Raw genomic sequence first — 25026 nt, forward strand, 5'->3', positions numbered from 1 at the left:
CATGGGCCGGCTCAGGTGGATTCCTGTCAACGAGGCAGGTCCGCCCCGACACAACAGGTCTCCCCCAATCGGGGCCGCGCGGAGCCGGGCTCTGCCGGTCCGCTGCGGCGCCCCCTGGGGGGAAGCGCGCAGCGCTTCGGGGGGGGGCTTAATACAGCCCTTGCTGACGCATCGCGTCAGCCACCTTCACGAAGCCAGCAATGTTGGCGCCGTCCAGGTAATTCACGTACTCGCGCTCGCTGTGGCCGTGGCGCACGCAGTTCTCATGGATGTCGCGCATGATGGCGTGCAGGCGCGCGTCGACTTCCTCGCGCGTCCAGGCCAGGCGGGCCGAGTTCTGGGCCATTTCCAGGCCGGATACGGCCACGCCGCCGGCGTTGCTGGCCTTGCCGGGCGCGTACAGCACGCGGGCGGCGATGAAGGCCTTGGCGGCTTCCAGCGTGGCCGGCATGTTGGCGCCTTCGGCGACGCACAGCACGCCGTTCTTGATCAGCGTTTGCGCATCGGCCAGTTCCAGTTCGTTCTGCGTGGCGCAGGGCAGGGCCACGTCCACCGGCACGTGCCACGGGCGCTTGCCGGCTTCATAGACCAGGCCGAACTGGCGGGCATACGTGTCCAGGCGGCCGCGCAAGTCGTTTTTGATGTGCATCAGCGCGACCAGCTTCTCGTGCGTGAAGCCGGCTTCGTCGACCACCGTGCCGTTCGAATCCGAAATCGTCACGACCTTGGCGCCCAGCGCCATGGCCTTTTCGATCGCGTACTGGGCGACGTTGCCCGAGCCCGATACGGACACGCGCAGGCCGTCGAAGGACTTGCCCACGCGCTTGAGCATTTCTTCAGCGAAGTACACGGTGCCGTAGCCGGTGGCTTCGGGGCGGATCAGGCTGCCGCCGAAGGTCAGGCCCTTGCCGGTGAACACGCTGGCGGTCGAGTTGGACAGCTTTTTCATCATGCCGGCCATGAAGCCGACTTCGCGCGCGCCCACGCCGATGTCGCCAGCCGGCACGTCGGTGTCCGGACCCAGGTGGCGGTACAGCTCGATCATCAGGGCTTGGCAGAAGCGCATGACTTCAGCGTCGGACTTGCCCTTGGGATCGAAGTCGGAGCCGCCCTTGCCGCCGCCCATGGGCAGCGTGGTGAGCGAGTTCTTGAGGGTCTGCTCGAAAGCCAGGAACTTCAGGATGGACAGGTTCACCGAGGGGTGGAAACGCATGCCGCCCTTGAAGGGGCCGATGGCCGAGCTGTGCTGGATGCGGAAAGCGCGGTTGACCTGGGCCTGGCCGCGGTCATCGGTCCAGCACACGCGGAACTGGATCACGCGTTCCGGCTCCACCAGGCGCTCGAGCACGGCGTGCTCGGCGTAGTGGGGGTGCTTTTCGATGAAAGGCCACAGGCTCAGCATCACCTCCTGGACGGCTTGCATGAACTCAGGCTGCTGCGGGTCGCGCGCGGCGACGCCACGCAGGAAGTCGTCCAGACTCTGCACTTTCAACATGATCTCCTTGGGGGTGCTTCGAATAGGTGCGGACTGCGCCGGATTGGGGCGCGAAAATTCTTTTTTGGTGCATGGGCGCACCTGTATGGTGCGGAATTGTAGGGGTAAATTGCTGCCCTGCGCAAAGCCCAAAAATGGTGCCATCACCTTGATATCAAAGCACTTTTTCTTTTAATTTATTGGGGACGTATTAAAGTGGGAAATCAGGGTAGAGTCGCCTTAAATCGTAGGTTCTCAACGAAGAATATTGAATTTCCTAGAGAATTTAATATGTCCCCATTTATTTTCATAGAGAGATCATAGGGCCTCCCGAATTGTTGGGGAGGAAAGGAAGACACGTTCGGGCAGCTTTGGGCGGGCTGAAGGAACGATACCAGTTTAATATGTCCCCATTAATTGTTTGAGCAAAATCACGTCCCCTCTACGGGATTACAGTTGTACGACGGCCAGCGCCGCGCCCAGCGCCATCAAGACGGCTCCCACCACGCGGTCGGCCGCAAGTTGATGATCCAGCAGCATCCGCCGCAGGAAGGGCGAGGACACCGACCACGCCACCGCGCCGAACCAGATCCAGTGCGCCAACGACATGAACAGGCCATAGCCGAACTGCCAGGCCAGCGGCGTGCCGGGCGACACCACCTGGGTATAGGTGCTGACCACGAACAACGTCGTCTTGGGATTCAGCGCATTGGTCAGAAAGCCGCTGTATAGCGCCTGCCAGCCCGAGATAGGGGGGCGCTCCGAAAGATCGCGGCTGACCTGGGTGCGGTTGAAGAAGGTCTTCCAGCCCATGTAGACCAGATAGCAGGCGCCCGCCAGTTTGATGCCCTGCAGCACGGGCTGCGCGTAGTGCGCCAGCAGGCTGACCCCGAACATTGTGTAGAACACGTGCACCTGCACACCCAGCGCGATGCCCAGCGCGCAGATCAGGCCGGTGCGCCGGCCGAACAGATAGCTGTTGCGCGTGACCATGGCGAAGTCTGGGCCGGGGCTGATGACGGCAAGCAGGGTGATGAGAGCGACGGCGATCAGTTCGGTCATGGCGGCAGCAGGTTGCTAAACGGAGCCGGCATTGTGGGACGCTGGCGCGCGCCGGAAAAACGATTTCTAATGTCGGATATCTGTGAGAAAAAATCACCTTTTGCCATGAAGCTGCCGCCGCTCAATACTTTGCGCGTGTTCGATGCCGCTGCCCGCCACCTGGCGTTTGGCAAGGCGGCCGAAGAGCTGCACGTGACCCATGGCGCCGTCAGCCGGCAGATCCGGCTGCTCGAGGACGCGCTGGGCCTGGCGCTGTTCGAACGCCGCAATCGGGCTGTTTTTTTGACCGATGCGGGCAGGCAGCTGTTCGAGGTGACGCGCGCCCTGTTCGAGCAGTTGGCGGCGGGCCTGGCCAAGCTGCGCCAGCCGGCGGCGGATGCGCCGCTGGTGCTGTCCTGCGAGCCCACCATCGCCATGATGTGGCTCATCCCGCGGCTGCCGGACTTCCAGCGCGCCCATCCCGGCGTGCAGGTGCACCTGTATGCGGCAGGCGGTCCCGTGGATTTCGTCGCCCAGGGCGTGGACGTGGCGTTGCGCCGCAATGACTTTGATTGGGATACCGCCTTGCATGCCGAGCAGGTGTGCGAGGAATGGACGGGGCCGGTGTGCCGCCCGGCACTGGCGGGCGCTGCCGCAGCAGACCCGGCCGCGGATGGCTGGGGCGGCGCGCCGGCGCTCGGCAGCGCGACGCGCCCGCTGGCCTGGCGGCACTGGTCGCGTGCGGCGGGTGTGAAGCCCCCGCGCCGGGCCGGGCCGGCCTACGAGCATTTCTATCTGAGTCTGCAGGCGGCTGCCGCCGGCCTGGGGGTGGCGATAGGTTCCGCGCTGATGGTGTGCGACGCTTTGCGGGACCGCCGGCTTGAGGCGCCTTGCGGCTTTACCCGGGATGGCTCGGCTTATGTGCTGCTGTCGCTGCGGCCTTGCGCGGAAGATCCGCGCGCGCAAGCCTTTCTGGAATGGTTGCGCCGCGAGGCCGCCGCGTCGCTACGGGACGCGGCGGGCGAGGCGACGGATGCCGCTCAGAGCGTGGCGTCGTAGTCGATCGTCAGGGGGGCGTGGTCCGAGAAGCGCTCGTCCTTGTAGATGGCCACGTTGCGGGCGCGGGCGGCGATGCCCGGCGTTGCGATCTGGTAGTCGATGCGCCACCCCACGTTCTTAGCCCAGGCCTGGCCGCGGTTGCTCCACCAGGTGTACTGGTCCGGGCGGTCGTCGATGGTGCGGAACACGTCGACGAAGCCGCGCTTGTCGAACACGTCGGTCAGCCAGGCGCGCTCTTCGGGCAGGAAGCCCGAATTCTTCAGGTTGCCCTTCCAGTTCTTCAGGTCGATTTCCTTGTGGGCGATGTTCCAGTCGCCGCAGATGATGAACTCGCGGCCGGTGGTCTTGTGCTCGTGCATCAGGGCGTCGATCCAGGGGCCGAAGCGGTCCAGGAAGCGGTACTTGGCCTGCTGGCGCTCGTCGCCGCTGGAGCCAGAGGGCAGGTAGGCGCTGATGACCGACAGGTTTTTCCAGTCGGCGCGGATGATGCGGCCTTCGGGGTCGAATTCTTCGCAGTCCAGGCCGGTGTTGACGCGTTCGGCCGCGTCGCGCAGGTAGATGCCCACGCCGCTATAGCCCTTCTTCACTGCATGGTGGAAGTGGCCGGTATAACCAGGCGGGTGGCGCAGGTCGTCGGTCAGGTCCTCGTGGGATACCTTGATCTCCTGCAGGCAGAGCACGTCGGCGGCGTGTTTTTCCATCCAGGGTTGCAGGCCCTTGCGGAAGGCGGACCGGATGCCATTGAGATTGATCGACGTAATGCGCAGCAAAGCGAAACTCCTGTTGGGCGGCCGCGAGGGCCGGGACAATGCCAGCAATTTAACCGACTCGGCGCGGCCACCCGGGAATAGCCCCGACAGCGGATAAAATGCCAGCGTTTGCCATCTACCGGACCTTTACGCATGCCCGCCGCCCATTCTTCCGCCACCGCCCTGGATTTCGTCCGCTTCGCCTTGAACGAGGGCGTGCTGCGCTTCGGCAGCTTCAAGGTCAAATCGGGCCGTATCAGTCCCTATTTCTTCAATGCCGGACTGTTCAATAGCGGGCGCTCGGTCGGCAAGCTGGCGCAGTTCTACGCCCAGGCGCTGCTGGATTCGGGCGTGGAATTCGACATGCTGTTCGGTCCGGCCTACAAGGGCATCCCGCTGGGCACGGCGACTGCCATCGCGCTGGCGGGCCACTCCGGCATGAAGGGTGGCGACGTGCCTTTCGCGTACAACCGCAAGGAAGCCAAGGATCACGGCGAGGGCGGCACCCTGGTGGGCGCGCCGCTCAAGGGCAAGGTCGTCATCATTGACGACGTGATCACCGCGGGCACCTCGGTGCGCGAATCGGTGGAGATCATCCGCGCCGCCGGCGCCGAGCCGGCCGCCGTGCTCATCGCCATGGACCGCATGGAGCGCGCGGGTCCGGACGACGCCCTGTCGGCGCATTCCGCCGTGCAGGACGTGGCCAAGACCTACGGCATTCCGGTGGTGGCGATTGCCTCGCTGTCGGACATCCTGGCCTTGCTGCAGGATGACGCGTCGTTCGCTGAGCACCGAGAGGCGGTGTTGGCGTATCGGACGAAGTACGGGGTGAAGTAAACCCTGTCCTCAGCGAGTGCAGGTAGTGGGGCGGCCAGGTGCCGCCCTTTTATCCATAGCTTGCCGCTGGCTCAGCGACCCCATGGGGCTGGCCGAAGACGGCGACGCCGCTCGCTCGGGCGGCATCCGCCAGCTTGCGGTCAAAGGTGGCCAGACAGCCGTTGGTTCTTTGGGCCAGTTCGAGATAACTGGCGTCGTAGACGGTCAAGCCGTGCGTTCGAGCCAGCAGATAGCTGCGGGTTACGCCGGAAGATGGGGCGGCCGGATCTGGAAGTATGGGCAGGCGTTCGAGAAGCTGTCTGAACGAGAACAGCTGACCCGCCGATGCTCGTTGGCCGCGCTCGGCGCGCAACATGCCGTTCGCGACTTCCGTGTGCCAGATGGGGGGCACCGTGTTTTCAGACTCGTGAGCAGTTTCCAGCAGATGCCGGGCCATCCGTGCTTCGTGGGCGTCCGCGCGGTCGATCAGCCACGCCAGGGCAAGCGAGGCGTCCGGTATCAAGCGGATCGGATTCATGCCCGGCCCTCTTCGATCCAGGAACGGATGACTTCGTGCGGGACGGCCGGCGCTGGCGTGAAGCATTTCATTGCCTCAAGCGCATCATGTGCGTCCAGCGAAGTTGTGGGCAGGGCTGGGGTCAGCCTGGCGCACAACACGCCATCCAGTGAAATGATGAAATGCTGTCCTTGGCGCACCGCTTGCAGGTGGTCGGCAAACCGATGCAGCAGGTCGCTGCTGCTGATTTCCAGGTAATTCATGTCCAAGTCTCCGGTCAAAAATCGACCAGATCATTCTTGGATAAACGAAGGGCCGCGGCAAGATGCCGCGGCCCTTCGTTTCGTCTGATACTTCCTGAGCGGGGCCGTTGCGAGCCGCGCCCGGCACAGGATCAGCTATCCAGCTTCTGCTTCAACAGATCGTTCACCTGCTGCGGGTTGGCCTTGCCGCGGGCGGCCTTCATGATCTGGCCCACCAGCGAGTTGAACGCCTTCTGCTTGCCGGCCCGGTACTCTTCCACGATGGCCGGGTTGGCGGCCAGCACCTCGTCGATCATGGCGCCGATGGCGCCGGTGTCGCTGATCTGCTTGAGGCCGCGGGCGTCGATGATGGCATCGGCCTGGCCGCCGTTTTCGCCGGCCCACATGGCACCGAAGACTTCGCGGGCGATCTTGTTGGAGATGGTGCCGTCGATGATGCGGCCGATCAGGGCGGCCAGCGCCGGCGCCTGCACCGGGGAGTCGGCGATGCTCTTTTCGTCCTTGTTCAGGGCGGCGGAGACTTCACCCATGACCCAGTTGGCGGCCAGCTTGGCCTGGCCGGCCGGCAGCGCGTGCGCCACGGCCTCGAAGTAGGCGGCGAGGTCGCGGCTGACGGTCAGCTGGGCGGCGTCGTAGGCGGGCAGGCCGTACTCGGATTCGAAGCGCGCGCGCTGGGCGGCCGGCAGTTCGGGCATGGCGGCGCGGACTTCGTCGACCCAGGCGCTGGAAATCACCAGCGTGGGCAGGTCGGGGTCGGGGAAGTAGCGGTAGTCGTGCGCGTCTTCCTTGCTGCGCATGCTGCGCGTCTCGTCGCGGTCGGCGTCGTACAGGCGGGTTTCCTGGACCACCGTGCCGCCGTCTTCGATCAGCTCGATCTGGCGCCGCGCTTCATAGACGATGGCGCGCTCCAGGAAGCGGAACGAGTTGACGTTCTTGATCTCGGTGCGGGTGCCGAATTCCTTCTGGCCCACGGGGCGGACGGACACGTTGGCGTCGCAGCGGAACGAGCCTTCCTGCATGTTGCCGTCGCAGATGCCCAGCCACACCACCAGGCTGTGCAAGGCGCGGGCATAGGACACTGCCTCGGCGGCCGAGCGCATTTCCGGCTCTGTCACAATTTCCAGCAGCGGCGTGCCGGCGCGGTTCAGGTCGATGCCGCTGGCGGGCGCGCCGTTGGCCAGGTTGAAGTCGTCGTGCAGCGACTTGCCGGCGTCTTCTTCCAGGTGGGCGCGCGTCAGGTTGACGGTTTTCTCTTCCTCGCCCACGAAGAACGACAGCGAACCGCCCACCACCACCGGCAGTTCGTACTGGCTGATCTGGTAGCCCTTGGGCAGGTCGGGGTAGAAGTAGTTCTTGCGCGCGAACACCGAGCGCGGCGCGATGGTGGCGCCCACGGCCAGGCCGAAGCGGATGGCGCGTTCGGCGGCGCCGCGGTTCATGACCGGCAGGCTGCCCGGCAGGGCCAGATCGACCACGTTGGCGTGGGTATTGGGCGCGGCGCCGAATTGGGTGCTGCTACCCGAAAAAATCTTGGAGTCGGTGGAAAGCTGGGTGTGCGTTTCCAGGCCGATGACGATTTCCCAGTTCATGTTGTCAGCCTTGCTGGACCGGGGCACGCGTGTGCCAGTCCGTCACTTGTTGGTAGCGGTCGGCGATGGCCAGCAGGCGGCCTTCGTCGAAGTAGTTGCCGATGATCTGGAGACCCACCGGGCGAGTTCCGCCCGCGCCTCCAAAGCCGCAGGGAATCGACATCGCAGGCAGCCCGGCCAGGCTCACGCCCAGCGTGTAGACGTCCGCCAGCCAGTCGGCGGTGGGATCGTCGCGGTTGTCGCCGATGTTCTTGGCCACGGTGGGCGTCACCGGACCCATGATCACGTCGCACTGGTCCGCATAGGCGCGCTGGAAGTCCTGCGCGATCAGGCGGCGCAGGCGCTGCGCCTGCAGGTAGTAGGCGTCGTAGTAGCCGTGGGACAGCACGTAGGTGCCGATCAGGATGCGGCGCTTGACCTCGTCGCCGAAGCCTTCGGCGCGCGAGCGGCTGATCATTTCGTTCAGGTCGCCGTACTGGGCGGCGCGATGGCCGTAGCGCACGCCGTCGTAGCGCGCCAGGTTGCTGGACGCTTCTGCGGGGGCGATGACGTAATAGGCGGGAATGGCCAGCTCGGTGCGCGGCAGCGACACCGGCACGCGCACGGCGCCCAGCGCCTCGAATTGGGTCAGCGCGGCCTCGACCGCGGCGGCCACGTCAGGCGCCAGGCCGGCGCCGAAGTATTCGGCGGGCACGCCGATGCGCAAGCCCTTCAACGGCTGGCTGCCGGCGGCGTCGAAACGGCCCTGGGCCGCCTCGAAGTCGCGCCGGACGCGGCCGGGCTCGTTGACGGCGGCATCGCATTTTTCCAGGCTGGTGGCGTCGCGCGGGTCGAAGCCGCTGATGACGTCCAGCAGTTCGAGCAGGTCGCGGGCGCTTTCAGCCAGCGGGCCGGCCTGGTCCAGGCTGGAGCCGAAGGCCACCATGCCGTAACGGGACACGGTGCCGTAGGTGGGCTTGATGCCGCTGACGCCGCACAGGGCAGCGGGCTGGCGCACCGAGCCGCCGGTGTCGGTGCCGGTGGCGGCGGCCACCAGGCGGGCGGCCACGGCGGCGGCCGAACCGCCCGAGGAGCCGCCGGGCACGGCGGCGTGGTCCCAGGGGTTCTTCACGGCGCCGTAGGCGGAGTTCTCGTTGCCGGAACCCATGGCGAATTCGTCGCAGTTCAGCTTGCCGAGCGACACGGCGCCGGCCTCGCCCAGGCGCTCGACGACGGTGGCGTCGAACGGGCTGACGTAGCCCTCGAGCATCTTGCTGCCGGCGGTGGTGCGCCAGCCGCGGGTGACGAAGGCGTCCTTGTGGGCGATCGGGATGCCAGCCAGCGGGCCGGCCGAGCCGGCAGCCAGGGCGGCATCGGCGGCGCGGGCCTGGGCCAGCGTCAATTCGGCGTCAATATGTAAAAAGCAATTCAGGCCGCTGGCCGTTTCGGCGGCCGCCAAGGCGCTTTGGGCGAGCTCGACGGCGCTGACCTGGCGTTGCGCAAGGGCCGCGCGCAGGGCGGCGATCCCCTTGAATTGGGTGTGCAGAGCGGGTTTCGTCATGACTTAATCCAGGACCTTGGGAACCAGGAACAGGCCTTCCTGGGCGTCGGGGGCGTTGGCCAGCAGCTCTTCGCGGCGGGCCTCCGAGCTGGGTTCGGTCACGGCATCTTCACGCAGGCGCAGCACGATGTCTTCGTGGGCGGACAGCGGGTGGGCCAGGGGTTCGACCCCCTGGGTGTCGACGGACTGGAGCCGTTCGATCAGGTGGAGGATGCCGTTGAGTTCGGCCTGCGCGAGGGTGCGCTGGTCGGGGGTCAGTTCGATTCTGGCCAGCCGGGCAATGCGGGCCACATCTGTGTCATTGAGCGCCATGGGGGATTGCAAATCGATAAGCGAAGGCCGAGGGGCGGGAGAGGGCAGTATGCATACGCCGAACCCGTTACAAAGCTTGAATAGCCTGCATTTATGCGCTATTTCCGGGGAAATTATAAGTTATGATTCACGGTTTAATCGCCGTGATGACAGGCGGACCCGTTGTTTTACGGGCCCTACGCCCCGCGGCATGTACCTCATTCCCCCCAGAATTTAGCTGAGCTCCCATGTTCGGATTCCTGCGCAGTTATTTTTCCAGCGATATGGCGATTGACCTCGGTACCGCCAATACGCTGATCTACGTCCGCGGCAAGGGCATCGTGCTCGATGAACCGTCCGTGGTCGCAATCCGTCATGAAGGCGGGCCTCACGGCAAGAAGATCATCCAGGCCGTCGGGCACGAAGCCAAGCAGATGCTTGGCCGCGTTCCCGGCAATATAGAGGCCATCCGGCCCATGAAGGACGGCGTCATCGCCGACTTCACGGTCACCGAGCAGATGCTCAAGCAGTTCATCCGCATGGTGCACCCGCGCAACATGCTGGCGCCCAGCCCGCGCATTATCGTCTGCGTGCCCTGCGGCTCCACCCAGGTTGAACGCCGCGCCATCCGTGAATCGGCCCTGGGCGCGGGCGCGTCCCACGTCTTCCTGATCGAAGAACCCATGGCCGCCGCCATCGGCGCCGGCCTGGCCGTGTCCGACGCCAGCGGCTCCATGGTCGTCGACATCGGCGGCGGCACCACCGAAGTGGCGGTCATCTCGCTGGGCGGCATGGTCTACAAGGGCTCGGTACGCGTCGGCGGCGACAAGTTCGACGAAGCTATCGTCAACTATATCCGCCGCAACTACGGCATGCTGATCGGCGAACCCACCGCCGAACTGATCAAGAAGGAAATCGGCTCGGCCTTCCCCGGCTCCGAAGTCCGCGAGATCGAGGTCAAGGGCCGCAATCTGGCTGAAGGCGTGCCGCGCAGTTTCACGGTCTCGTCCAACGAGATCCTGGAATCGCTGACGGACCCGCTGAACCAGATCGTGTCCGCCGTGAAGATCGCGCTGGAACAGACCCCGCCCGAACTGGGCGCCGACATCACCGACAAGGGCATTGCCCTGACCGGCGGCGGCGCGCTGCTGCGCGATCTGGACCGCCTGCTGCAGGAAGAGACCGGCCTGCCCGTCGTGGTGGCGGACGATCCGCTGACCTGCGTCGTGCGCGGTTGCGGCGAGGCGCTGGAACACCTTGAGAAACTGGGCGCCATCTTCATCAACGACTAATTTTGCCCGCCAGCCCGGAGCCCCGCTTTTTCACGGCTCCGGCCGCTGCCGGAGCGACGGGCGCGGGCGTCCGGGCTGAGATTCATGCAACGACAAGGGACTCCTCCCCTATTCAGGCGCGGCCCACCCGCGGAGGTGCGGCTGGTCGTTCTGGTCGTCCTTGCTTTGGCCCTGATCGTCATGGATTCGCAATGGCGCATGCTGGAACCGGCGCGCCGGACGATATCCGTGGCGCTGTACCCCTTCCAGCGCGCCGTCATGGCGCCGCGCGACCTCGTCCAGCAAGTGAACGAATGGGTCAACGCGGCCAACCTCATCCGTAGCGAAAACGAAGCCCTGCAACGCCAGCGCATCGAGCTGGCCCAGGTGACCACGCATGGCGCCCAACTGGCCGCGGAAAATTCGCAGTTGCGCCGGCTGCTGGGCGTGACCGACACCGTGGCGCAATCCGCGGTGGTGGTCGAGGTCATGTACGAACCCACCAACGCGTTCACGCAGCGCCTGGTGTTCAACAAGGGCAGCAAGGCCGGCCTGGCCCCGGGCATGCCGGTGATCGACGAAGGCGGCGTGGTCGGACAGATCGTGCGCGTTACGCCGATGACCGCCGAGGCGGCGCTGGTCACCGACGAGCAGGTCTCCATCCCCGTGCAGCTGCTGCGCAATGGCCTGCGCCTGATCGCGTTCGGCGGCAACTCGCCCGGCAAGATGGAAGTCCGTTACCTTGCCGCCAATGCCGACATCAAGGAAGGCGATACTATCGTTACCAGCGGCGTCGGCGGACTGTTCCCCGCCGGCCTGCCGGTGGCCAAGGTGACCTCGGTCGAACGCGATACCGCCTCCGGCTTTGCGCGTGCCGTGTGCGAGCCGCTGGCCCATCCCGAACGCTACCGTCACTTCCTGGTTCTGCAGGTCGATGTGGAACGCGCCGAGTCCAACCGTCAGGAGGTCGATTCCGGTGGATCGGACTAAGCAATCCTCGGGGCAGGCCACGCGCCGCCTCGGCACCCCCAGCAATGTGCAGCCCGACCGGCTCTCCGGTCCTGCGCACGGCGTGTTCGTCTGGGCCACGGTGCTGGTGGCGTGGCTGGTGTCGCTGCTGCCGTGGCGCCTGTGGCAGGGCGCGCCCGACATCCTGCTGCTGATCATCGCCTTCTGGTGCGTGCACGAGCCGCGCCGCATCGGCCTGTTCACCGCCTTCTTCTTCGGCCTGCTGATGGACGTGCACGACGCCGGCCTGCTGGGCGAACACGCGCTGTCGTACACGCTGGTCGCCTACGGCGCCGTGGTGTTGCATCGCCGCCTGCAGCGGTTCGACCTCTGGAGCCAGGCCATGCACATGCTGCCTGTGTTCTTCATTGCCCGCTTCGTGACCCAGATCATCCATGCATGGCTGGCGGGTAAATGGCCGGGCTGGGACTGGGGCATCAGCGTGCTCCTGACCGCCGCCTTGTGGCCGCTGGCGGGCTGGGTTCTGCACTTGCCGCAGCGCGGTGTCGACGACGCCGAATCTTCCTCCGCCTGACGGCGGCGCCGCGTCATGTTCGAGTTCAAGAAAACCGGCCAGCAGCAGAAGCAGCGTTTCCGCCTGCGCGCCTGGGTGGGCGGCCTGTTCGCGCTGGCCTGCTTCGGCGTGCTGATCGGCCGGTTCTGGTACCTGCAGGTCGACCGCTACGAGGGCCTGTCCGAGCGCGCCGACCGCAACCGCATCGCGGTCGTGCCGATCCCGCCGCGGCGCGGCGAGATCCTGGACCGCAATGGCGAGGTGCTGGCGCGCAACTACCGCACTTACACGCTCGAAGTCGTGCCGGCCCACGCCGGCAATCTGAGCGAGCTGTTCGAACGCCTGACCGAGGTCGTGTACATCAGCCCGGCCGATCAGCGCCGTTTCAAGCGCCGCGCCGCCGAGTCGAGCCGCTACGCCAGCCTGCAGCTGCGCAACAATCTCAACGAAACCGAGGCTGCCTGGTTCGCCGCGCATTCCTTCCAGTTTCCGGGCGTGGAGCTGCGCGCGCGCTGGGTGCGCGAGTATCCGCAGGGCGCCTCGGCGGGCCACGTGGTCGGCTATATCGGCCGCATCGCGGAGGGCGACAACGAAGAGCTGGAGCGCGCCGGCCAGTTGGGCAACTACCGCGGTACCGATGTCATCGGCAAGAAGGGCATCGAGAAGACCTGGGAAGAGCAGCTGCACGGCCGCACCGGCCTGGAAGAGGTCGAAGTGACCGCGGGCGGTCGGCCCATGCGCACGCTGCGCCGGATCGATCCCGTGCCTGGCTCCGACATCATGCTATCCATTGACCTGGGCTTGCAGAAGGTGGCCGAAGCGGCGTTCGAGGGGCAGCGCGGGGCGCTGGTCGCCATCGATCCCGATACCGGCGAGGTGCTGGCCTTCGTCTCGCAGCCCTCGTTCGATCCCAATCTGTTCGTGGACGGCATCGACGTGGACAACTGGCGCATGCTGAACGAATCGCCGGATCATCCGCTGATCAACCGGCCGCTGTACGGCACCTATCCCATCGGTTCGACCTACAAGCCTTTCGTGGCCCTGGCCGCGCTGGAACTGGGCAAGCGCCGCGCCACCGACCGCATCTCCGATCCCGGCTACTACGAATTCGGCGGCCAGAAATTCCGCAACGCCGGCGGCGCGGCCTACGGCATGACGGACATGCACAAGGCCATCGTGGTGTCGTCCGACACCTACTTCTATTCGCTGGGCCCCGAGATCGGCGTGAACGCGCTGCATGACTTCACCAAGCAATTCGGCTTCGGCCAGATCACAGGCATCGACCTGGAAGGCGAAAAGCGCGGCGTGCTGCCCTCGACCGACTGGAAGCGCTCGGCCTACAAGGACAAGGATCGCCAGCGCTGGTACGCGGGCGAGACGATTTCCGTGGCGGTGGGGCAGGGCTACAACGCTTTCACGCTGCTGCAGCTGGCGCAAGGCACGTCCACGCTGGCCAACAACGGCCTGTACCGCCGCCCGCATCTGGTGCACGCGGTGCGCGATCCGCGCAGCGGCGTGGCCAAGCCCACCGAGTCCGCGCCCGATTACCGTATTCCTCTCAAGCAGGCCAACGTGGACGTGATCAAGAACGCCATGGCGGACGTGGTGCGGGCCGGCACGGCGCGGCGCGCGTTCGCCAACACGCCTTACCAGGCGGCCGGCAAGACCGGCACCGCGCAAGTGTTCAGCTTGCGAGGCGGCCATTACCGCGCCAGCGCCATCGACGAACGCCTGCGTGACCACGCGCTGTTCATGGGTTTTGCGCCGCTTGAGCACCCCCGCATCGCGGTGGCGCTGATCGTCGAGAACGCCGGCTGGGGCGCCAGCGTCGCCGCGCCGGTCGCCCGCAAGGTATTCGACTACTGGCTGGCCAAGGATCGCCAGGACAAGATCGTGCGGCCCGATCGCGCCGACCCCTTGGCCTCGGTCGAGGAAATCGCTTCCGACGTGGTGCGCCGATAATGAAACGCCTGGGCCTTATCCTGCTACGCGTGTTCACGGCCTTCGATTGGCCGCTGCTGGCGATCCTGCTGATGTTCGCCGCGCTCGGCATGACGGTGATGCATTCGGCGGTGGGCGGCACCGACTGGCGCTTCGCCGAACAGTCGCGCAATTTCATCATCGCCTTTTTCGCGATGTGGGTCATGGCGTTGATTCCACCCAAGTGGCTGATGAAGCTGGCCTTGCCCTTCTATGTGGTGGGGGTGGTGCTGCTGCTGGGCGTGGAGTTTTTCGGCGAAACCAGCAAGGGCGCGACCCGCTGGCTGAACCTGGGCGTGACCCGCATCCAGCCTTCCGAGATGATGAAGATCGGCGTGCCCATGATGCTGGCCTGGTACTTCCAGCGCCACGAGGGCGCGGTCCGCATCCGCGACTTCCTGGCCGCCGCCGCCATGCTGGCCGCGCCTTTCGGCCTGATCGTGCTGCAGCCCGACCTGGGTACGGCGCTGCTGGTGTTCGGCGCCGGTTTCTTCGTGATCTACTTCGCGGGCCTGTCGTTCAAGCTGCTGGTGCCGGTGATGCTGGCCGGCATCATCGCCATCGGCACACTGGTCTACTACGAGGACCAGCTCTGCGAGCCCGAGGTCGACTGGGTGGTGCTGCACGACTACCAGAAGCACCGGGTGTGCACGCTGCTCAATCCCAGCTCCGATCCGCTGGGCAAGGGCTTCCACACGATCCAGTCGATGATCGCGGTGGGCTCGGGCGGGGTCTACGGCAAGGGCTACATGAAGGGCACGCAGACGCACCTGGATTTCATCCCGGAGCGCACCACCGACTTCATCTTCGCGGTGTACGCCGAGGAGTTCGGACTGTATGGCGGCATCGCCATCCTGGTGCTGTACGGCCTGATGATGGCGCGCGGCCTGACGATCGCATCACGGGCATCGTCGCAGTTCGGCAGGTTGCTGGTGGGGGCGCTGACGATGATGCTGTTTATCTATGTATTCGTGAACGTGGGGATGGTGACGGGGATCCTGCCTGTGGTGGGGGTGCCGTTGCCGTTCATGAGCTATGGGGGAACGGCTTTGTTCACCATGGGGATTGCGTTTGGGATCATGATGAGTATTAGTCGGCATCGGTCGGTTAAGACTTGATCTTGGTCGCTTTTTTGAACGGTTGGTTCCTGCTGTGGGCTGCGGCTACTTCGTAGGTCGCCCGTCGGCGCGGGCGCCATGGCGGCGAGCGCCCACGATTGCGGTCCGGAGCCTTCGCTCCGGACTGCCCCATCCTCATCCTCGTCCAGGCCTTCGGCCTTCCCTTCGGATTCCGTCGGGCGCATCGAGGTTGCTCGCCGCCATGGCGCCCGCGCCGACGGGCTACGTACGTCTTGGCCTGCTGCGCTGCTAGATTCGTGGTCGGTGGCGAGTCTCGCGTCGCCCGTTGCCCACGGCCGCGCGGGCGGCCGTAGGCAACATACGTGGTTGTGGGCGTCGTGGTGATGGTCGCTGGCGCGATGGCGGAGGGCGGTTTTCTGGTGGCCCCGCATCATTGGGGGTGGGGCGGTGATGGGTGGCGCGCGGCAGGCAGCGGTTTGCGCTTGAAGATTCTCTCGCGCGCGCCACCCATCCAGCACCGTGCCTTAGCGTCGGTGATGATTGCTTGGCATGGCGACGTTCAGTGATGGGTCACTGTCTTCCGAGGCGGTCAATGATCAACGGCCTGGTGAAGTTCAGTCATGAGCCGCCGTCCTCGAAGCGTTGAAGCTGACCCGCGCTTCATGCGCGCGCAGCGTCATCCTGAACCGCAAGACACCGCGAAAGCCTCGGAAGGCCGCCCGTGCGGCCGGCCCGAGGCGAGCCCCGCAAGATCATCCGCCATACCCCACTCGTTGCCAGAACGCCAAGCACACGGCTCGTCCCAGCCGACGCCAGATTGCAGCTGAATGAGCCCGTCGCGTCGGTGCCTCGCCAGGCGCGGGGCGTCGATAAGCCCGAGGGAATCCGTAGGCAGCCGCCGCAGGCGGCAACGAGGATGACGAAGGGGAAGTCCGGAGCGAACGCTCCGGACCGCAATCGTTGCCCCGCGCCTGGCGAGGCACCGACGTGACGGGCGTCTCAAGAACCTCCGACGCCCGCAAGCACGTAGGACATCAAGCAGGCAACGCCTCAGGCACCCCAAGGTCGACGGCCAGCTTGGTAAGACCATCCCAGATCCGGCTGTCGAATGTCAGCGCATCCTCGTTCAGCGCGCGGTTGCGGGCTTCGTACTCGCCTGGATACTGCACGCCTTCGACGCCCGGTTGCGGCTTGCAGGCGTGCAGGTAGTCGATGAACGCGCCCACCTCCATCGACCGCCAGTCCGTATTGAAATCCACCTGCGGGTCCAACAGCAGCGCGAACATATTGTTCGTCGCCACCCCGTTGCGCGGATGCTCGGGCTGGATCGTGCCGCCGCCCGACAGCACGCCGGCCAGCAGCTCGGCCACCAGGCCCAGCGCGTAGCCCTTGTGGCCGCCGAATGGCAGCAGAGCGCCCGGCGGGTCGGTGAACAGCGCATTGGGATCGGTGGTCGGGTTGCCCTGGGCGTCGATCAGCGAGCCCGCGGGCGCTTCCTCGCCCTTGGCCGCCAGCACCCGCGCCTTGTTGACCGCGATGGAACTGGTGGCCATGTCCACGATGAAGGGCGGACGGCCGCCCGGCAGCGGGCCGGCGAAGCACAGCGGGTTGGTGGTCAGGCAAGCCTGCGCGCCGCCGAAAGGCGCCACGGTCGGCGAGCGGTTGATCACGTTGGTGAAGGCCAGCAGGATCAGGCCCTTGGCCGCCACCATTTCCCCGTAGTGGCCCATGCGACCCAGGTGGTGGCTGTGGCGCAGCGTCAGGATGCACTGGCCGTGTTCCTGCGTGCGCTCGATGGCCTTCTCGATGACGACCTTGCCGACATATTGGCCCAGCCCGTGGTGGCCATCGTAGGCCAGCATCGCGCCGCGGTCGTTGACCAGTTCGGGCCGGCCGTCGGCCTGGGCCAGGCCTTCGGACAGTACGCGCCGGTAGTTGGTCAGGATGGACAGGCCGTGGCTGGTGTAGCCGACCCGGTCGGACTCGACCAGGTGCTCGGCCACGTCGCGCGCGATGTCCTCGGGAACGCCTTGGGCCATCAGCACGCGGCGCCCGTATTCATTGGCTTGGGCGATCGAAATCTTCATGATGCGGCCTCCTTACAGCCAGCCCAGCCAGCGCCAGTAGGTCATGCCCATCAGCAGCATCAGCAGGTAGCCGACGATGGTGACGATGATGCCGACCTTGGCGAACTGTTTGGCGTTGAAGGTTTCCGTACCCAGGCACACCATGTTCTGCGGCGCGTTGATGGGCAGGATGAAGCCGTAGCTGACCACGAAGCCCAGCAGCATCGTCATGCCCAGTCGGCTGAAGTCGCCCGGCAGCGTGGCCAGCACCGAGATCAGGATGGGCAGCATGGCCGAGGTCAGCGCGGTGGCGCTGGCGAAACCCAGGTGGATGACGATGAGGAAGGCAGCCAGGATCGCGAAGATGGCCAGCGGTCCGAGGTGGTCGAGGCCGGTGTGGGCTACGACCTGGTTGCCCAGCCATTGGCCGGCCTGGGTCGTCAGCAGGGCGGTGCCCAGGCTGATGCCGACGCCGAACACGATCACGGTGCCCCATGGGATGCGCGATTGCACGTCTTTCCAGGTCATCACGCCAAAGCGCGGCAGCAGCAGCAGGACCAGGCCGAAGTAGGTGGTGGAGGTGGTATCGAACTTGTGCAGCTTGCCTTCGGTCGACCAGAACAGCAGCAGCATGAGCGATACGGCCATCAGGCGCTTCTGCGCGCCCGTCATGGGACCCAGTTCAAGCAGCGACTTCTCGACGGCTTCCTTGCCTCCCGCGATGCTGTCGCTTTCCGGCGGCAGCAGCTTGAGCACGACGGCGATCAGCACGGCCGACATGATCAGCGACCAGGGGGCGCCGGCGATCAGCCAGTCCGACCACGCCACGCGTTCGCCCAGCATCTTTTCCATGAAGCCGACGGTCAGCAGGTTCTGCGCGGCGGCGGTCTGGATGCCGACGTTCCAGATGCTGGTGGCTTGGGCCACGATGATCATGATGCCGGCGGCGATGTTGGAGCGCTTGTCCACGCCGAAGGCAGCGATCACGCCCATCATGATGGGCACCACGGCCGCGCTGCGCGCGGTGGCGCTGGGCACGACCAGGCTCAGCACGATGGTCACGGCGATACATCCGATCAGGATGCGGCGCGTGCTGGTGCCCACTCTGGCCAGGGTCACCAGCGCGATGCGCCGGTCCAATCCGGTGAAGGTCATGGCCGCGGCAATGAACAAGGCGCCGGTGACCAGCGCCAGCGCCGAGTTCGAGAAGCCTGCCAGCGCCATGCTGATCGCGGCCGAGGTGCCATAGATGACTTGCGGGTCTTTGATTGTCGGAGCCGTGCCCAGCAGGAAGGCCATCAGCGTCGTGATCATGATCGCGCTGGCTTCGTAGGACACGGCTTCGGTAATCCAGACCACCACTGCGAATGCCAGGATGGCGAGCATCCGGTGGCCCGCGACGGGCAGGTCGGCGGGTAGCGGCATCATCAGCACGCCGATCATCACGAGGACGCCGGCGATGAGTCCGATTGGAATTTTGGTTTTCTTTGGGGCTTGCGAGGCAGGGACGGCGGCTTGCGCGGTCATATCCATCTCCGGTTGAGGTCAAACTGCCGACACACCGCCCCGCGAGCAACGGGATAGGTCAAATCGGTGTGTCGACGCTACAGCATGATCGTGACGGCATTGCGGAAAACCCGTATTGATACAGATCAAGCCTGTGGAGATTGGGGCTTGTGGAAAACCTCTGACGGGCATTATGCTCGTCGCCCCGCGCCGTCGGCAAGCGAAGATTGTTGCGTAGAACAACGCTAATCGACGAAGAAGCGGACGAACAGGGGATTAATTAGATCGTGCCACGATGCTAATCGGCACTGCGGCCGGATGACCCGACCGGCCGCTCAACCCAGTGCCAGCCGCAGCTGTTCATCCAGATGCAGGGTGGGCGCGACGCGCCAGCCGCTCTGCGCATAACGCAGCCAGCGGCCCAGCACCAGGTGCGTCAGCAGGCTGGCATGCGCCGCTACATTGGCTTGCGGCGGCAGGCCGCCATCGGTGACGGCGATGCGTAGCGACTGCTTCAACGACGCCTCGATGCGGTCGTTGATGTGGTTGATGCGTTCCTGCAGGCGGTTGTCTTCCGTGACCAGCGCGTCGCCAGTCAACACGCGCGTCATGCCCTTGTTGCGTTCCGAGAAGGTCAGCAGCATTGAGACGGTCTGGTGCGCCTGGGTCAGGCCATGGGGTTCGGCGATGGCGATCTGGTTCACCAGCGTGAAGATGCTGGTTTCGATGAACTCGATCAGCCCTTCGAACATCTGCGCCTTGCTGGCGAAGTGCCGGTACAGCGCGGCTTCGGAGACTTCCAGGCGCGCGGCAAGCGCAGCCGTGGTGATGCGGGAGGCGTGCGGCTGCTCCAGCATCTCGGCCAGGGTTTGCAGAATCTGGGTCTTGCGCTCGCCGGGTTTGCTCGCCATGGAAGGGTCTGCTCTCGCGCAGGCTTGACGGTGAAGGGGGAGGGAGGAGCGCGCCGCTATCCCCGCAGGGGGCGTCGGCGTAACAGCAAATCACTGACGGAGTTTACCCGCAAGTCGACATAGGCCGGCCGCTGCGAGCGGCCGCGCGCGAACGGCGTGCCGGGGTGATACACGTGGACGGTACGCAGGCCGGCCTGGCGTGCGCCGCGCAGATTGGCCAGCGTGTCTTCCACCAGGACCGCGTTGCGCGCCTGCACGCCTTCGCGGGCCAGCACGTGGCGCAGCAGGGTGGGTGAAGGCTTGGGCCGGAACTCGCCATGCAGCCGCATGTGCTCGATGGCCCAGAGGCTGTCGAACTGCCGCAGGATGCCCAGGCGCGCGAGCACGGCGCGGGCATAGTGCAGCGGCGCGTTGGTCAGCAGCACCTTGCGGCCCGGCAGCCGGCTCAGCTTGTAGGCCAGCGCCTTTTCTGAACGCACCAGCGGGCCGACATCGAAGTCATGGCTGCGGTGCAGGAACTCATGGGGATCCACGCCGTGATGCCGGACCATCCCTATCATCGTGGCGCCGTAGCGCTTCCAGTACTGCGAGCGCAAGCGGTTGGCGGTGTCGATGTCGACATTCAGCGCCTCGGCCACGGCCATGGTCATGCCGTGGTCGATCCTGGGGAAGATGGCGTGCGAGGTGTCGTGGAGCGTGTTGTCCAGGTCGAACAGCCACAGGCGTTCGGAAACGCCCGTGGCGGTGCGGCGGGAGCGGCGCATGCGCAGCGCCGGCCGCAGCAGGTAACGCTGTGCCCGCATCAGTGCGAGCTGATCATCGTGCCCACGCCCTGGTCGGTCAGGATTTCCAGCAGCAGGCAGTGCGGCACGCGGCCGTCGACGATGTGCACCGAGTTCACGCCGTTCTTGGCGGCGTCCAGCGCGGACGAGATCTTGGGCAGCATGCCGCCGGAGATCGTGCCGTCGGCGAACAGTTCGTCGATGGTCTGGGCCGACAGGCTGCGCAAGAGCTTGCCGGCCTTGTCCAGCACGCCCGGGGTGTTGGTCAGCATCAGCAGCTTTTCGGCGCCCAGCACTTCCGCCATCTTGCCGGCGACGACGTCGGCGTTGATGTTGTAGGCCGTGCCGTCCTCGCCATAGCCGATGGGCGAGATGACAGGGATGAACTGGTCGTCCTGCAGCGCCTTGACCACGGCCGGCTCGACCATGGTGATGTCGCCGACGAAGCCGATGTCGATGGGTTCGGAGGGGTTGTCCTTGTTGGCCATCAGTTTCTTCTGGGCCTGGATCAGTCCGCCGTCCTTGCCGGTCAGGCCCACGGCCTTGCCGCCGACCTCGTTGATCATCATGACGATGTCCTGCTGGACCTGGCCGCCCAGCACCCATTCGACCACTTCCATGGTCTCGGCGTCGGTGACGCGCATGCCCTGGATGAAGGTGCCCTGCTTGCCGATGCGGCGCAGCGCGTCGTCGATCTGCGGACCGCCGCCGTGCACCACCACCGGGTTCAGACCCACCAGCTTCAGCAGCACGACATCGTGCGCGAAGCTGCGCTGCAGACGCTCTTCCGTCATGGCGTTGCCGCCGTACTTGACCACGATGGTCTTGCCGTGAAATCGTCGGATATACGGCAGTGCTTCAGACAGCACAGCGGCTTTGACAGCAGGAGACGAAACGGCAGCAGGGTCGGGGGTGTCGGTCATGGCAGCTAAGTCGGCAAATATACGTATGAGTGGTTAGAAAAAATGCCTGCACAAAAACGCGTTCGGGACGCGGTAGCGCAAGCATACGACGGATTGTAGTACCCACAGGTTTCTTATGCTTTAAACCCATGTTCATATGCCCGACAAATAACCGGCATTCAGGTAAATTGGGGGCGATTTCGCAACGGCGCGCCCCGCAAAAGGGGGCGGGGCCACACCGGCAGGGGCATCGGCCCCCGATTTTTTACCCACAAAAGAGGCAACACATGCGTTTGAACTTTGTCCGGTCCGCCCTGGCGGCGTCGGTCTTCCTGGTGGCGGCGAACGCCGCCCATGCCGAAAAAATCGTGGTGGGCGCGACCCAGGTCCCCCATGCCGAAATCCTGGAGGTGGTGAAGCCGCAACTGGCCAAGGAAGGCGTGGAGCTCGACATCAAGGTGTTCAGCGACTACGTGCAGCCCAACCTGCAGCTGGCGGACAAGCAGTTGGACGCCAACTTCTTCCAGCACAAGCCCTACCTGGATTCCTTCAACAAGGACCGCAAGGCCACGCTGGTGCCGGTGGCCCTGGTGCACGTCGAGCCGTTCGGCGGCTATTCCAAGAAGATCAAGAGCCTGTCCGAGCTCAAGGACGGCGCCACGGTCGCGATCCCGAACGATCCCTCCAACGGCGGCCGCGCCCTGGTGCTGCTGCAGAAGCAGGGCGTGATCAAGCTGAAGGATCCGTCCAACATCCTGGCGACGGCCGCCGACGTGGTCGAAAATCCCAAGAAGCTGAAGTTCCGCGAACTGGAAGCCGCCATGCTGCCGCGCTCGCTCGATGACGTGGACCTGGCGCTGATCAACACCAACTACGCGCTGGAAGCGGGCCTGGTCCCGACCAAGGACGCCCTCTTCATCGAAGGCTCGGATTCGCCCTACGCCAACATCCTGGTGACCCGTTCGGACAACAAGGACGCGCCGGGCATCAAGAAGCTGGTCCAGGCCCTGCACACGCCCGAGGTGAAGAAGTTCATCCAGGACAAGTACAAGGGCGCCGTGGTGCCGGCATTCTGAGCCCGATCCGCCTGGCCTGATCTGGAAGCCGCCCGTAGCCCGGGCGGCTTTTCTTTTGGGGCGCGCGGGACTGCCTGCCCGGCCCTCAAGGCGAAAAAAAACCGCCCGGTCAGGGGCGGTCTGGCGCGGATGCCGCGTGGCGGGGCTCAGCCTGCCGCCAGGGCTTTTTCCACGGTGGCGTGGAATTCCGCCACGTCGTATTCGCCCAGGTAGCGCTTGATGATGCGGCCCTGCTTGTCGATCAGGAAGGCCGTGGGCGTCAGGCGGATGTCGCCGAAGGCGCGGGCGATGTCGCCCTTGGTGTCCAGGGCCACCGGGAACGGCAGCTTGCGCGTGTCGGCGAAGTTCAGCACGAAGTTGGGCGGGTCGTAGTTCATGGCGACCGCGATCGCCTCGTAGCCCTTGGACGCGTACTCGTTGTAGGCCGAGATGGTTTCCGGCATCTGCTTCACACAGGTGACGCAGCTGGTGGCCCAGAACTTGACCAGCACGACCTTGCCGCGCAGGTCCTGCATCGAGAAGGTCTTGCCTTCCAGCGTGGTGAAGGTGACGTCGGGCGCGGTCTGGGCGGGGCGCATGACGAACCAGGCGCCGATGCCGACCGCCACCAGGACGGCCAGTGCGATGATGGCTTTCTTCATTTGATGGGCATGGCCTCTACGCCGCTGCTGGTGCCGGCCGCGTTGTCGCTGGGTGCGCCGGCGCCGCTTTCGATCGGCGCTTTGGTTTCCGTGGAAGTGTTGGACTTGGAACCGGTGTTCGACAGCCGGATGGCTTCGTCGCGGCTGATCGTCTCGAACAGTTTAACCACCTTGGCCACGCCGCCGACGTCGGCGGTGGCGTTGGCGGCATATTCGCCTTCGGCCTGTGTCAGCTTGCCCATCAGGTAGACGACGCTGTGGTCGGTCGTGACCGCGATGGTGCCCGAGGGCACGTACTTGGTGTTGAGCAGGGCGGTCTTGACCTTGGAAGTCAGCCAGGTGTCGTTGGAGCGCGTGCCGAACGAGGCGATGGGACCCACGTTCAGCTGGTTGATGACCTGCTTGACGTTTTCCACGCCCTGGGCGATGGCGGTGGCCTGGTTCTTGGCTTCCTCGGTGGGCACGTCGCCGGTCAGCAGCAGGTGGCCGCCGTAGGCCATGGCATTGACGCGCGCGGTGTCGCCCAGCTTCTGCGAGATCTGGCTCTGCGCCTTGAACGCCATGTTTTGGTCTTCGAGCTGGATGCCGGAGGTGCGGCGGTCCGTCACGACGACCGCGGTGGTGGCGGCCGCGCCGCCCACGATCAGGGGCGCGCAGGCCGTCAACGAGAGGGCGGCGGTGGATAGCGCCGCGGCGAGCATCAAGGGGCGGGCTGCGGTACGGACGTCAGAAATCATTCGGTGTCTCCAAGCAGAAGAGCGTCAATGCCGTCGCACAGCGCGTGCAGCAGCAGAATATGGACTTCCTGGATGCGCATCGTGCGATCGCTGGGAACACATAGATGGACGTCCATCGGCGTAATGAGTTCCCCCATGACGCCGCCGCCCTTGCCGGTCAGGGCAAGCACGTGCATTTCGCGGGCGCTGGCGGCTTCCATGGCGCGCACCACGTTGGGGGAATTGCCGCTGGTGGATATGGCCACCAGCACGTCGCCGGCCTGGCCGAAGGCGTTGACCTGGCGTTCGTAGATCTCGTCGAAACCGTAGTCGTTGCCGACGGCGGTGAGGATCGAGGTGTCGGTATTGAGCGCGATGCCGGCCAGGGGCAGGCGTTCGCGTTCGAAGCGGCCCACCAGTTCGGCGATGAAATGCTGCGCGTCAGCGGCCGAGCCGCCATTGCCGCAAGCCAGAATCTTGCCGTTGTTTGCCAGGGCGCCGAACAGCACGTCCACCGCCACTGCCAGCGGCTCGGCCAGGACGTTCATACTTTGTTCGCACGCAGCCATGGCGTCGCGAAAGTGCGACGTCATACGAGAGGTCATATCCATGGGCGCGATTATCTCACGGGGCCGTGGCCCGGTTCTGTCCAGGCGTAACGACTATCAGGCAGGTCGTTACCGGGGCGGCGGGCCTCAGGTTTGCCAGAACGCACCGCGCAGCCATTGGGGGTCGCCGGCTTCGAACACGACAGCGTCGAAGCGCGCCGCGGGCAGCCTGCCGCGCCAGTGGCGCCGGGCCAGCTCGGGCAGCCAGAAGGCCGCGGCGCGGGCCAGCCGGGCCTGCTTGTCCGGGCCGATGCTGGCCGCGGCGCCGCCAAAGCGGCTCGCGCCGCGGGAGCGGACCTCGACGAACACCAGGATGTCGCCGTCGCGCATGGCCAGGTCGATTTCGCCCGCGCGGGTCTGCAGATTGCGCGCCAGCAGGACCAGGCCGCGCGACTGCAACAGGCGCAGGGCCGCGTCCTCGTGGTGGTCGCCTTTGCGCTGGGCGGGCGAGCGGCGCGGGGGCGGACGATCGGCGGGCGCTGCGCGTGCGGATCGGCGCCGGCGCCTGGCGGCGCGGTGGCGGGCCGCCAGGGCCAGTTCGCAGGCCAGTCGCAAGGTGTCATCCGTCATGAACGCTCCAGAGGTGGCGGGGCATAGGCGGCTACACTGACATGGTTTCCCGTGTCA

The 25026-nt window shown here is 65.6% G+C and carries 25 protein-coding genes; 8 read left to right on the top strand and 17 right to left on the bottom strand.

What is annotated here, in order from left to right; all coding sequences use genetic code 11:
- Nucleotides 1–148: 148 nt before the first annotated feature.
- A complete protein-coding gene (gene gdhA, locus IPU70_RS20445) occupies nucleotides 149–1495 on the bottom strand; it encodes an NADP-specific glutamate dehydrogenase (protein ID WP_013396758.1) in 1347 nt (448 codons plus the stop codon).
- Between the two features lie 429 nt (nucleotides 1496–1924).
- On the bottom strand, nucleotides 1925–2536 hold the full coding sequence (locus IPU70_RS20450) for a LysE family translocator (protein WP_207469808.1): 612 nt from the start codon (nucleotides 2534–2536) through the stop codon (nucleotides 1925–1927).
- A gap of 105 nt (nucleotides 2537–2641) precedes the next feature.
- Between IPU70_RS20450 and IPU70_RS20455 the strand changes: the two genes are divergently transcribed.
- Nucleotides 2642–3574: a LysR substrate-binding domain-containing protein gene (locus tag IPU70_RS20455; protein WP_207469809.1), complete on the top strand. Its 933-nt coding sequence runs from the start codon at nucleotides 2642–2644 to the stop codon at nucleotides 3572–3574.
- Here IPU70_RS20455 and IPU70_RS20460 read toward each other — a convergent pair.
- Nucleotides 3556–4344 carry an exodeoxyribonuclease III gene (locus IPU70_RS20460; RefSeq protein ID WP_013396755.1) on the bottom strand — a complete coding sequence of 263 codons (789 nt, stop codon included), beginning with the start codon at nucleotides 4342–4344 and terminating at the stop codon, nucleotides 3556–3558. The two genes, IPU70_RS20455 and IPU70_RS20460, sit on opposite strands and share 19 nt — an antisense overlap.
- A gap of 132 nt (nucleotides 4345–4476) precedes the next feature.
- Here IPU70_RS20460 and pyrE point away from each other — a divergent pair, with 132 nt between their 5' ends.
- Nucleotides 4477–5160 carry an orotate phosphoribosyltransferase gene (gene pyrE, locus IPU70_RS20465; protein ID WP_207469811.1) on the top strand — a complete coding sequence of 228 codons (684 nt, stop codon included), beginning with the start codon at nucleotides 4477–4479 and terminating at the stop codon, nucleotides 5158–5160.
- Between the two features lie 49 nt (nucleotides 5161–5209).
- Here pyrE and IPU70_RS20470 read toward each other — a convergent pair whose 3' ends face one another.
- From IPU70_RS20470 to gatC, 5 genes are all read right to left on the bottom strand, one after another.
- Entirely contained in the window at nucleotides 5210–5677 is a 468-nt protein-coding gene (locus IPU70_RS20470) for a type II toxin-antitoxin system VapC family toxin (RefSeq protein WP_207469813.1), read from the bottom strand.
- On the bottom strand, nucleotides 5674–5919 hold the full coding sequence (locus tag IPU70_RS20475) for a type II toxin-antitoxin system Phd/YefM family antitoxin (protein ID WP_207469815.1): 246 nt from the start codon (nucleotides 5917–5919) through the stop codon (nucleotides 5674–5676). Before IPU70_RS20475 ends, IPU70_RS20470 begins: the two co-directional genes overlap by 4 nt.
- A 131-nt stretch (nucleotides 5920–6050) precedes the next feature.
- Nucleotides 6051–7508 carry an Asp-tRNA(Asn)/Glu-tRNA(Gln) amidotransferase subunit GatB gene (gatB, locus tag IPU70_RS20480; protein ID WP_207469817.1) on the bottom strand — a complete coding sequence of 486 codons (1458 nt, stop codon included), beginning with the start codon at nucleotides 7506–7508 and terminating at the stop codon, nucleotides 6051–6053.
- Between the two features lie 4 nt (nucleotides 7509–7512).
- Nucleotides 7513–9048, bottom strand: coding sequence for an Asp-tRNA(Asn)/Glu-tRNA(Gln) amidotransferase subunit GatA (gatA, locus tag IPU70_RS20485; RefSeq protein ID WP_207469819.1), 1536 nt, complete (start codon nucleotides 9046–9048; stop codon nucleotides 7513–7515).
- Nucleotides 9049–9051: 3 nt separating this feature from the next.
- Nucleotides 9052–9360, bottom strand: coding sequence for an Asp-tRNA(Asn)/Glu-tRNA(Gln) amidotransferase subunit GatC (gene gatC, locus IPU70_RS20490; protein WP_013396749.1), 309 nt, complete (start codon nucleotides 9358–9360; stop codon nucleotides 9052–9054).
- Nucleotides 9361–9587: 227 nt separating this feature from the next.
- On the opposite strand from gatC, the gene IPU70_RS20495 reads away from it, so the two are divergent.
- From IPU70_RS20495 to rodA, 5 genes are all read left to right on the top strand, one after another.
- On the top strand, nucleotides 9588–10631 hold the full coding sequence (locus IPU70_RS20495; RefSeq protein WP_006216320.1) for a rod shape-determining protein: 1044 nt from the start codon (nucleotides 9588–9590) through the stop codon (nucleotides 10629–10631).
- An 84-nt stretch (nucleotides 10632–10715) separates the two neighbouring features.
- The gene (gene mreC, locus IPU70_RS20500) at nucleotides 10716–11600 is read left to right on the top strand and encodes a rod shape-determining protein MreC (protein WP_013396748.1); all 885 of its coding nucleotides are present in this window, start codon (nucleotides 10716–10718) and stop codon (nucleotides 11598–11600) included.
- Nucleotides 11587–12153, top strand: a complete 567-nt coding sequence (gene mreD / locus IPU70_RS20505) for a rod shape-determining protein MreD (RefSeq protein ID WP_013396747.1) — start codon at nucleotides 11587–11589, stop codon at nucleotides 12151–12153. The genes mreC and mreD overlap by 14 nt, the downstream gene beginning before the upstream one ends.
- Nucleotides 12154–12168: 15 nt before the next feature.
- The gene (gene mrdA, locus IPU70_RS20510; RefSeq protein ID WP_207469821.1) at nucleotides 12169–14094 is read left to right on the top strand and encodes a penicillin-binding protein 2; all 1926 of its coding nucleotides are present in this window, start codon (nucleotides 12169–12171) and stop codon (nucleotides 14092–14094) included.
- Nucleotides 14094–15230: a rod shape-determining protein RodA gene (gene rodA, locus IPU70_RS20515; RefSeq protein ID WP_013396745.1), complete on the top strand. Its 1137-nt coding sequence runs from the start codon at nucleotides 14094–14096 to the stop codon at nucleotides 15228–15230. The genes mrdA and rodA overlap by 1 nt, the downstream gene beginning before the upstream one ends.
- Nucleotides 15231–16225: 995 nt before the next feature.
- On the opposite strand, the gene IPU70_RS20520 is transcribed toward rodA, so the two are convergent.
- The 5 genes from IPU70_RS20520 to argB form a co-directional block, all read right to left on the bottom strand.
- Entirely contained in the window at nucleotides 16226–17278 is a 1053-nt protein-coding gene (locus IPU70_RS20520; RefSeq protein WP_207469823.1) for an Ldh family oxidoreductase, read from the bottom strand.
- A gap of 12 nt (nucleotides 17279–17290) precedes the next feature.
- Nucleotides 17291–18784, bottom strand: coding sequence for a DASS family sodium-coupled anion symporter (locus IPU70_RS20525; protein ID WP_207469826.1), 1494 nt, complete (start codon nucleotides 18782–18784; stop codon nucleotides 17291–17293).
- A 314-nt stretch (nucleotides 18785–19098) separates the two neighbouring features.
- Nucleotides 19099–19674 (bottom strand): nucleoid occlusion factor SlmA, encoded by a 576-nt coding sequence (gene slmA / locus IPU70_RS20530; protein ID WP_013396742.1) that lies wholly within the window; start codon nucleotides 19672–19674, stop codon nucleotides 19099–19101.
- Nucleotides 19675–19730: 56 nt separating this feature from the next.
- A complete protein-coding gene (locus tag IPU70_RS20535; RefSeq protein ID WP_207469828.1) occupies nucleotides 19731–20477 on the bottom strand; it encodes a pyrimidine 5'-nucleotidase in 747 nt (248 codons plus the stop codon).
- On the bottom strand, nucleotides 20477–21379 hold the full coding sequence (gene argB / locus IPU70_RS20540) for an acetylglutamate kinase (RefSeq protein ID WP_175210386.1): 903 nt from the start codon (nucleotides 21377–21379) through the stop codon (nucleotides 20477–20479). Before argB ends, IPU70_RS20535 begins: the two co-directional genes overlap by 1 nt.
- A gap of 266 nt (nucleotides 21380–21645) precedes the next feature.
- On the opposite strand from argB, the gene IPU70_RS20545 reads away from it, so the two are divergent.
- Complete coding sequence (locus IPU70_RS20545) at nucleotides 21646–22434, top strand: MetQ/NlpA family ABC transporter substrate-binding protein (protein ID WP_013396739.1); 789 nt, start codon at nucleotides 21646–21648, stop codon at nucleotides 22432–22434.
- A 146-nt stretch (nucleotides 22435–22580) separates the two neighbouring features.
- On the opposite strand, the gene IPU70_RS20550 is transcribed toward IPU70_RS20545, so the two are convergent.
- The 4 genes from IPU70_RS20550 to IPU70_RS20565 all read right to left on the bottom strand — a co-directional run bounded on the left by IPU70_RS20550 (nucleotide 22581) and on the right by IPU70_RS20565 (nucleotide 24969).
- Nucleotides 22581–23075 carry a peroxiredoxin gene (locus tag IPU70_RS20550; RefSeq protein WP_013396738.1) on the bottom strand — a complete coding sequence of 165 codons (495 nt, stop codon included), beginning with the start codon at nucleotides 23073–23075 and terminating at the stop codon, nucleotides 22581–22583.
- A complete protein-coding gene (locus IPU70_RS20555; protein ID WP_207469830.1) occupies nucleotides 23072–23812 on the bottom strand; it encodes a BON domain-containing protein in 741 nt (246 codons plus the stop codon). Before IPU70_RS20555 ends, IPU70_RS20550 begins: the two co-directional genes overlap by 4 nt.
- The gene (locus IPU70_RS20560) at nucleotides 23809–24402 is read right to left on the bottom strand and encodes a phosphoheptose isomerase (RefSeq protein ID WP_013396736.1); all 594 of its coding nucleotides are present in this window, start codon (nucleotides 24400–24402) and stop codon (nucleotides 23809–23811) included. The genes IPU70_RS20555 and IPU70_RS20560 overlap by 4 nt, the downstream gene beginning before the upstream one ends.
- A gap of 84 nt (nucleotides 24403–24486) precedes the next feature.
- Nucleotides 24487–24969, bottom strand: a complete 483-nt coding sequence (locus IPU70_RS20565; RefSeq protein ID WP_207469832.1) for a YraN family protein — start codon at nucleotides 24967–24969, stop codon at nucleotides 24487–24489.
- Nucleotides 24970–25026: the final 57 nt, after the last annotated feature.

The sequence above is a fragment of the Achromobacter sp. SD115 genome (assembly GCF_017355315.1).
GTDB lineage: Bacteria > Pseudomonadota > Gammaproteobacteria > Burkholderiales > Burkholderiaceae_B > Achromobacter > Achromobacter xylosoxidans_B.

Excerpts from the sequence above, each read along its gene's own strand:
- IPU70_RS20535 (WP_207469828.1), bottom strand. The coding sequence starts at position 20,477 with ATGCGGGCACAGCGTTACCTGCTGCGGCCGGCGCTGCGCATGCGCCGC.
- pyrE (WP_207469811.1), top strand. The coding sequence starts at position 4,477 with ATGCCCGCCGCCCATTCTTCCGCCACCGCCCTGGATTTCGTCCGCTTC.
- gdhA (WP_013396758.1), bottom strand. The coding sequence starts at position 1,495 with ATGTTGAAAGTGCAGAGTCTGGACGACTTCCTGCGTGGCGTCGCCGCG.
- argB (WP_175210386.1), bottom strand. The coding sequence starts at position 21,379 with ATGACCGACACCCCCGACCCTGCTGCCGTTTCGTCTCCTGCTGTCAAA.
- mreC (WP_013396748.1), top strand. The coding sequence starts at position 10,716 with ATGCAACGACAAGGGACTCCTCCCCTATTCAGGCGCGGCCCACCCGCG.
- IPU70_RS20495 (WP_006216320.1), top strand. The coding sequence starts at position 9,588 with ATGTTCGGATTCCTGCGCAGTTATTTTTCCAGCGATATGGCGATTGAC.
- gatB (WP_207469817.1), bottom strand. The coding sequence starts at position 7,508 with ATGAACTGGGAAATCGTCATCGGCCTGGAAACGCACACCCAGCTTTCC.
- IPU70_RS20525 (WP_207469826.1), bottom strand. The coding sequence starts at position 18,784 with ATGACCGCGCAAGCCGCCGTCCCTGCCTCGCAAGCCCCAAAGAAAACC.
- gatA (WP_207469819.1), bottom strand. The coding sequence starts at position 9,048 with ATGACGAAACCCGCTCTGCACACCCAATTCAAGGGGATCGCCGCCCTG.
- IPU70_RS20520 (WP_207469823.1), bottom strand. The coding sequence starts at position 17,278 with ATGAAGATTTCGATCGCCCAAGCCAATGAATACGGGCGCCGCGTGCTG.
- IPU70_RS20565 (WP_207469832.1), bottom strand. The coding sequence starts at position 24,969 with ATGACGGATGACACCTTGCGACTGGCCTGCGAACTGGCCCTGGCGGCC.
- gatC (WP_013396749.1), bottom strand. The coding sequence starts at position 9,360 with ATGGCGCTCAATGACACAGATGTGGCCCGCATTGCCCGGCTGGCCAGA.
- rodA (WP_013396745.1), top strand. The coding sequence starts at position 14,094 with ATGAAACGCCTGGGCCTTATCCTGCTACGCGTGTTCACGGCCTTCGAT.
- IPU70_RS20560 (WP_013396736.1), bottom strand. The coding sequence starts at position 24,402 with ATGGATATGACCTCTCGTATGACGTCGCACTTTCGCGACGCCATGGCT.
- IPU70_RS20550 (WP_013396738.1), bottom strand. The coding sequence starts at position 23,075 with ATGAAGAAAGCCATCATCGCACTGGCCGTCCTGGTGGCGGTCGGCATC.
- mrdA (WP_207469821.1), top strand. The coding sequence starts at position 12,169 with ATGTTCGAGTTCAAGAAAACCGGCCAGCAGCAGAAGCAGCGTTTCCGC.
- IPU70_RS20455 (WP_207469809.1), top strand. The coding sequence starts at position 2,642 with ATGAAGCTGCCGCCGCTCAATACTTTGCGCGTGTTCGATGCCGCTGCC.
- IPU70_RS20470 (WP_207469813.1), bottom strand. The coding sequence starts at position 5,677 with ATGAATCCGATCCGCTTGATACCGGACGCCTCGCTTGCCCTGGCGTGG.
- IPU70_RS20475 (WP_207469815.1), bottom strand. The coding sequence starts at position 5,919 with ATGAATTACCTGGAAATCAGCAGCAGCGACCTGCTGCATCGGTTTGCC.
- IPU70_RS20450 (WP_207469808.1), bottom strand. The coding sequence starts at position 2,536 with ATGACCGAACTGATCGCCGTCGCTCTCATCACCCTGCTTGCCGTCATC.
- IPU70_RS20545 (WP_013396739.1), top strand. The coding sequence starts at position 21,646 with ATGCGTTTGAACTTTGTCCGGTCCGCCCTGGCGGCGTCGGTCTTCCTG.
- IPU70_RS20555 (WP_207469830.1), bottom strand. The coding sequence starts at position 23,812 with ATGATTTCTGACGTCCGTACCGCAGCCCGCCCCTTGATGCTCGCCGCG.
- slmA (WP_013396742.1), bottom strand. The coding sequence starts at position 19,674 with ATGGCGAGCAAACCCGGCGAGCGCAAGACCCAGATTCTGCAAACCCTG.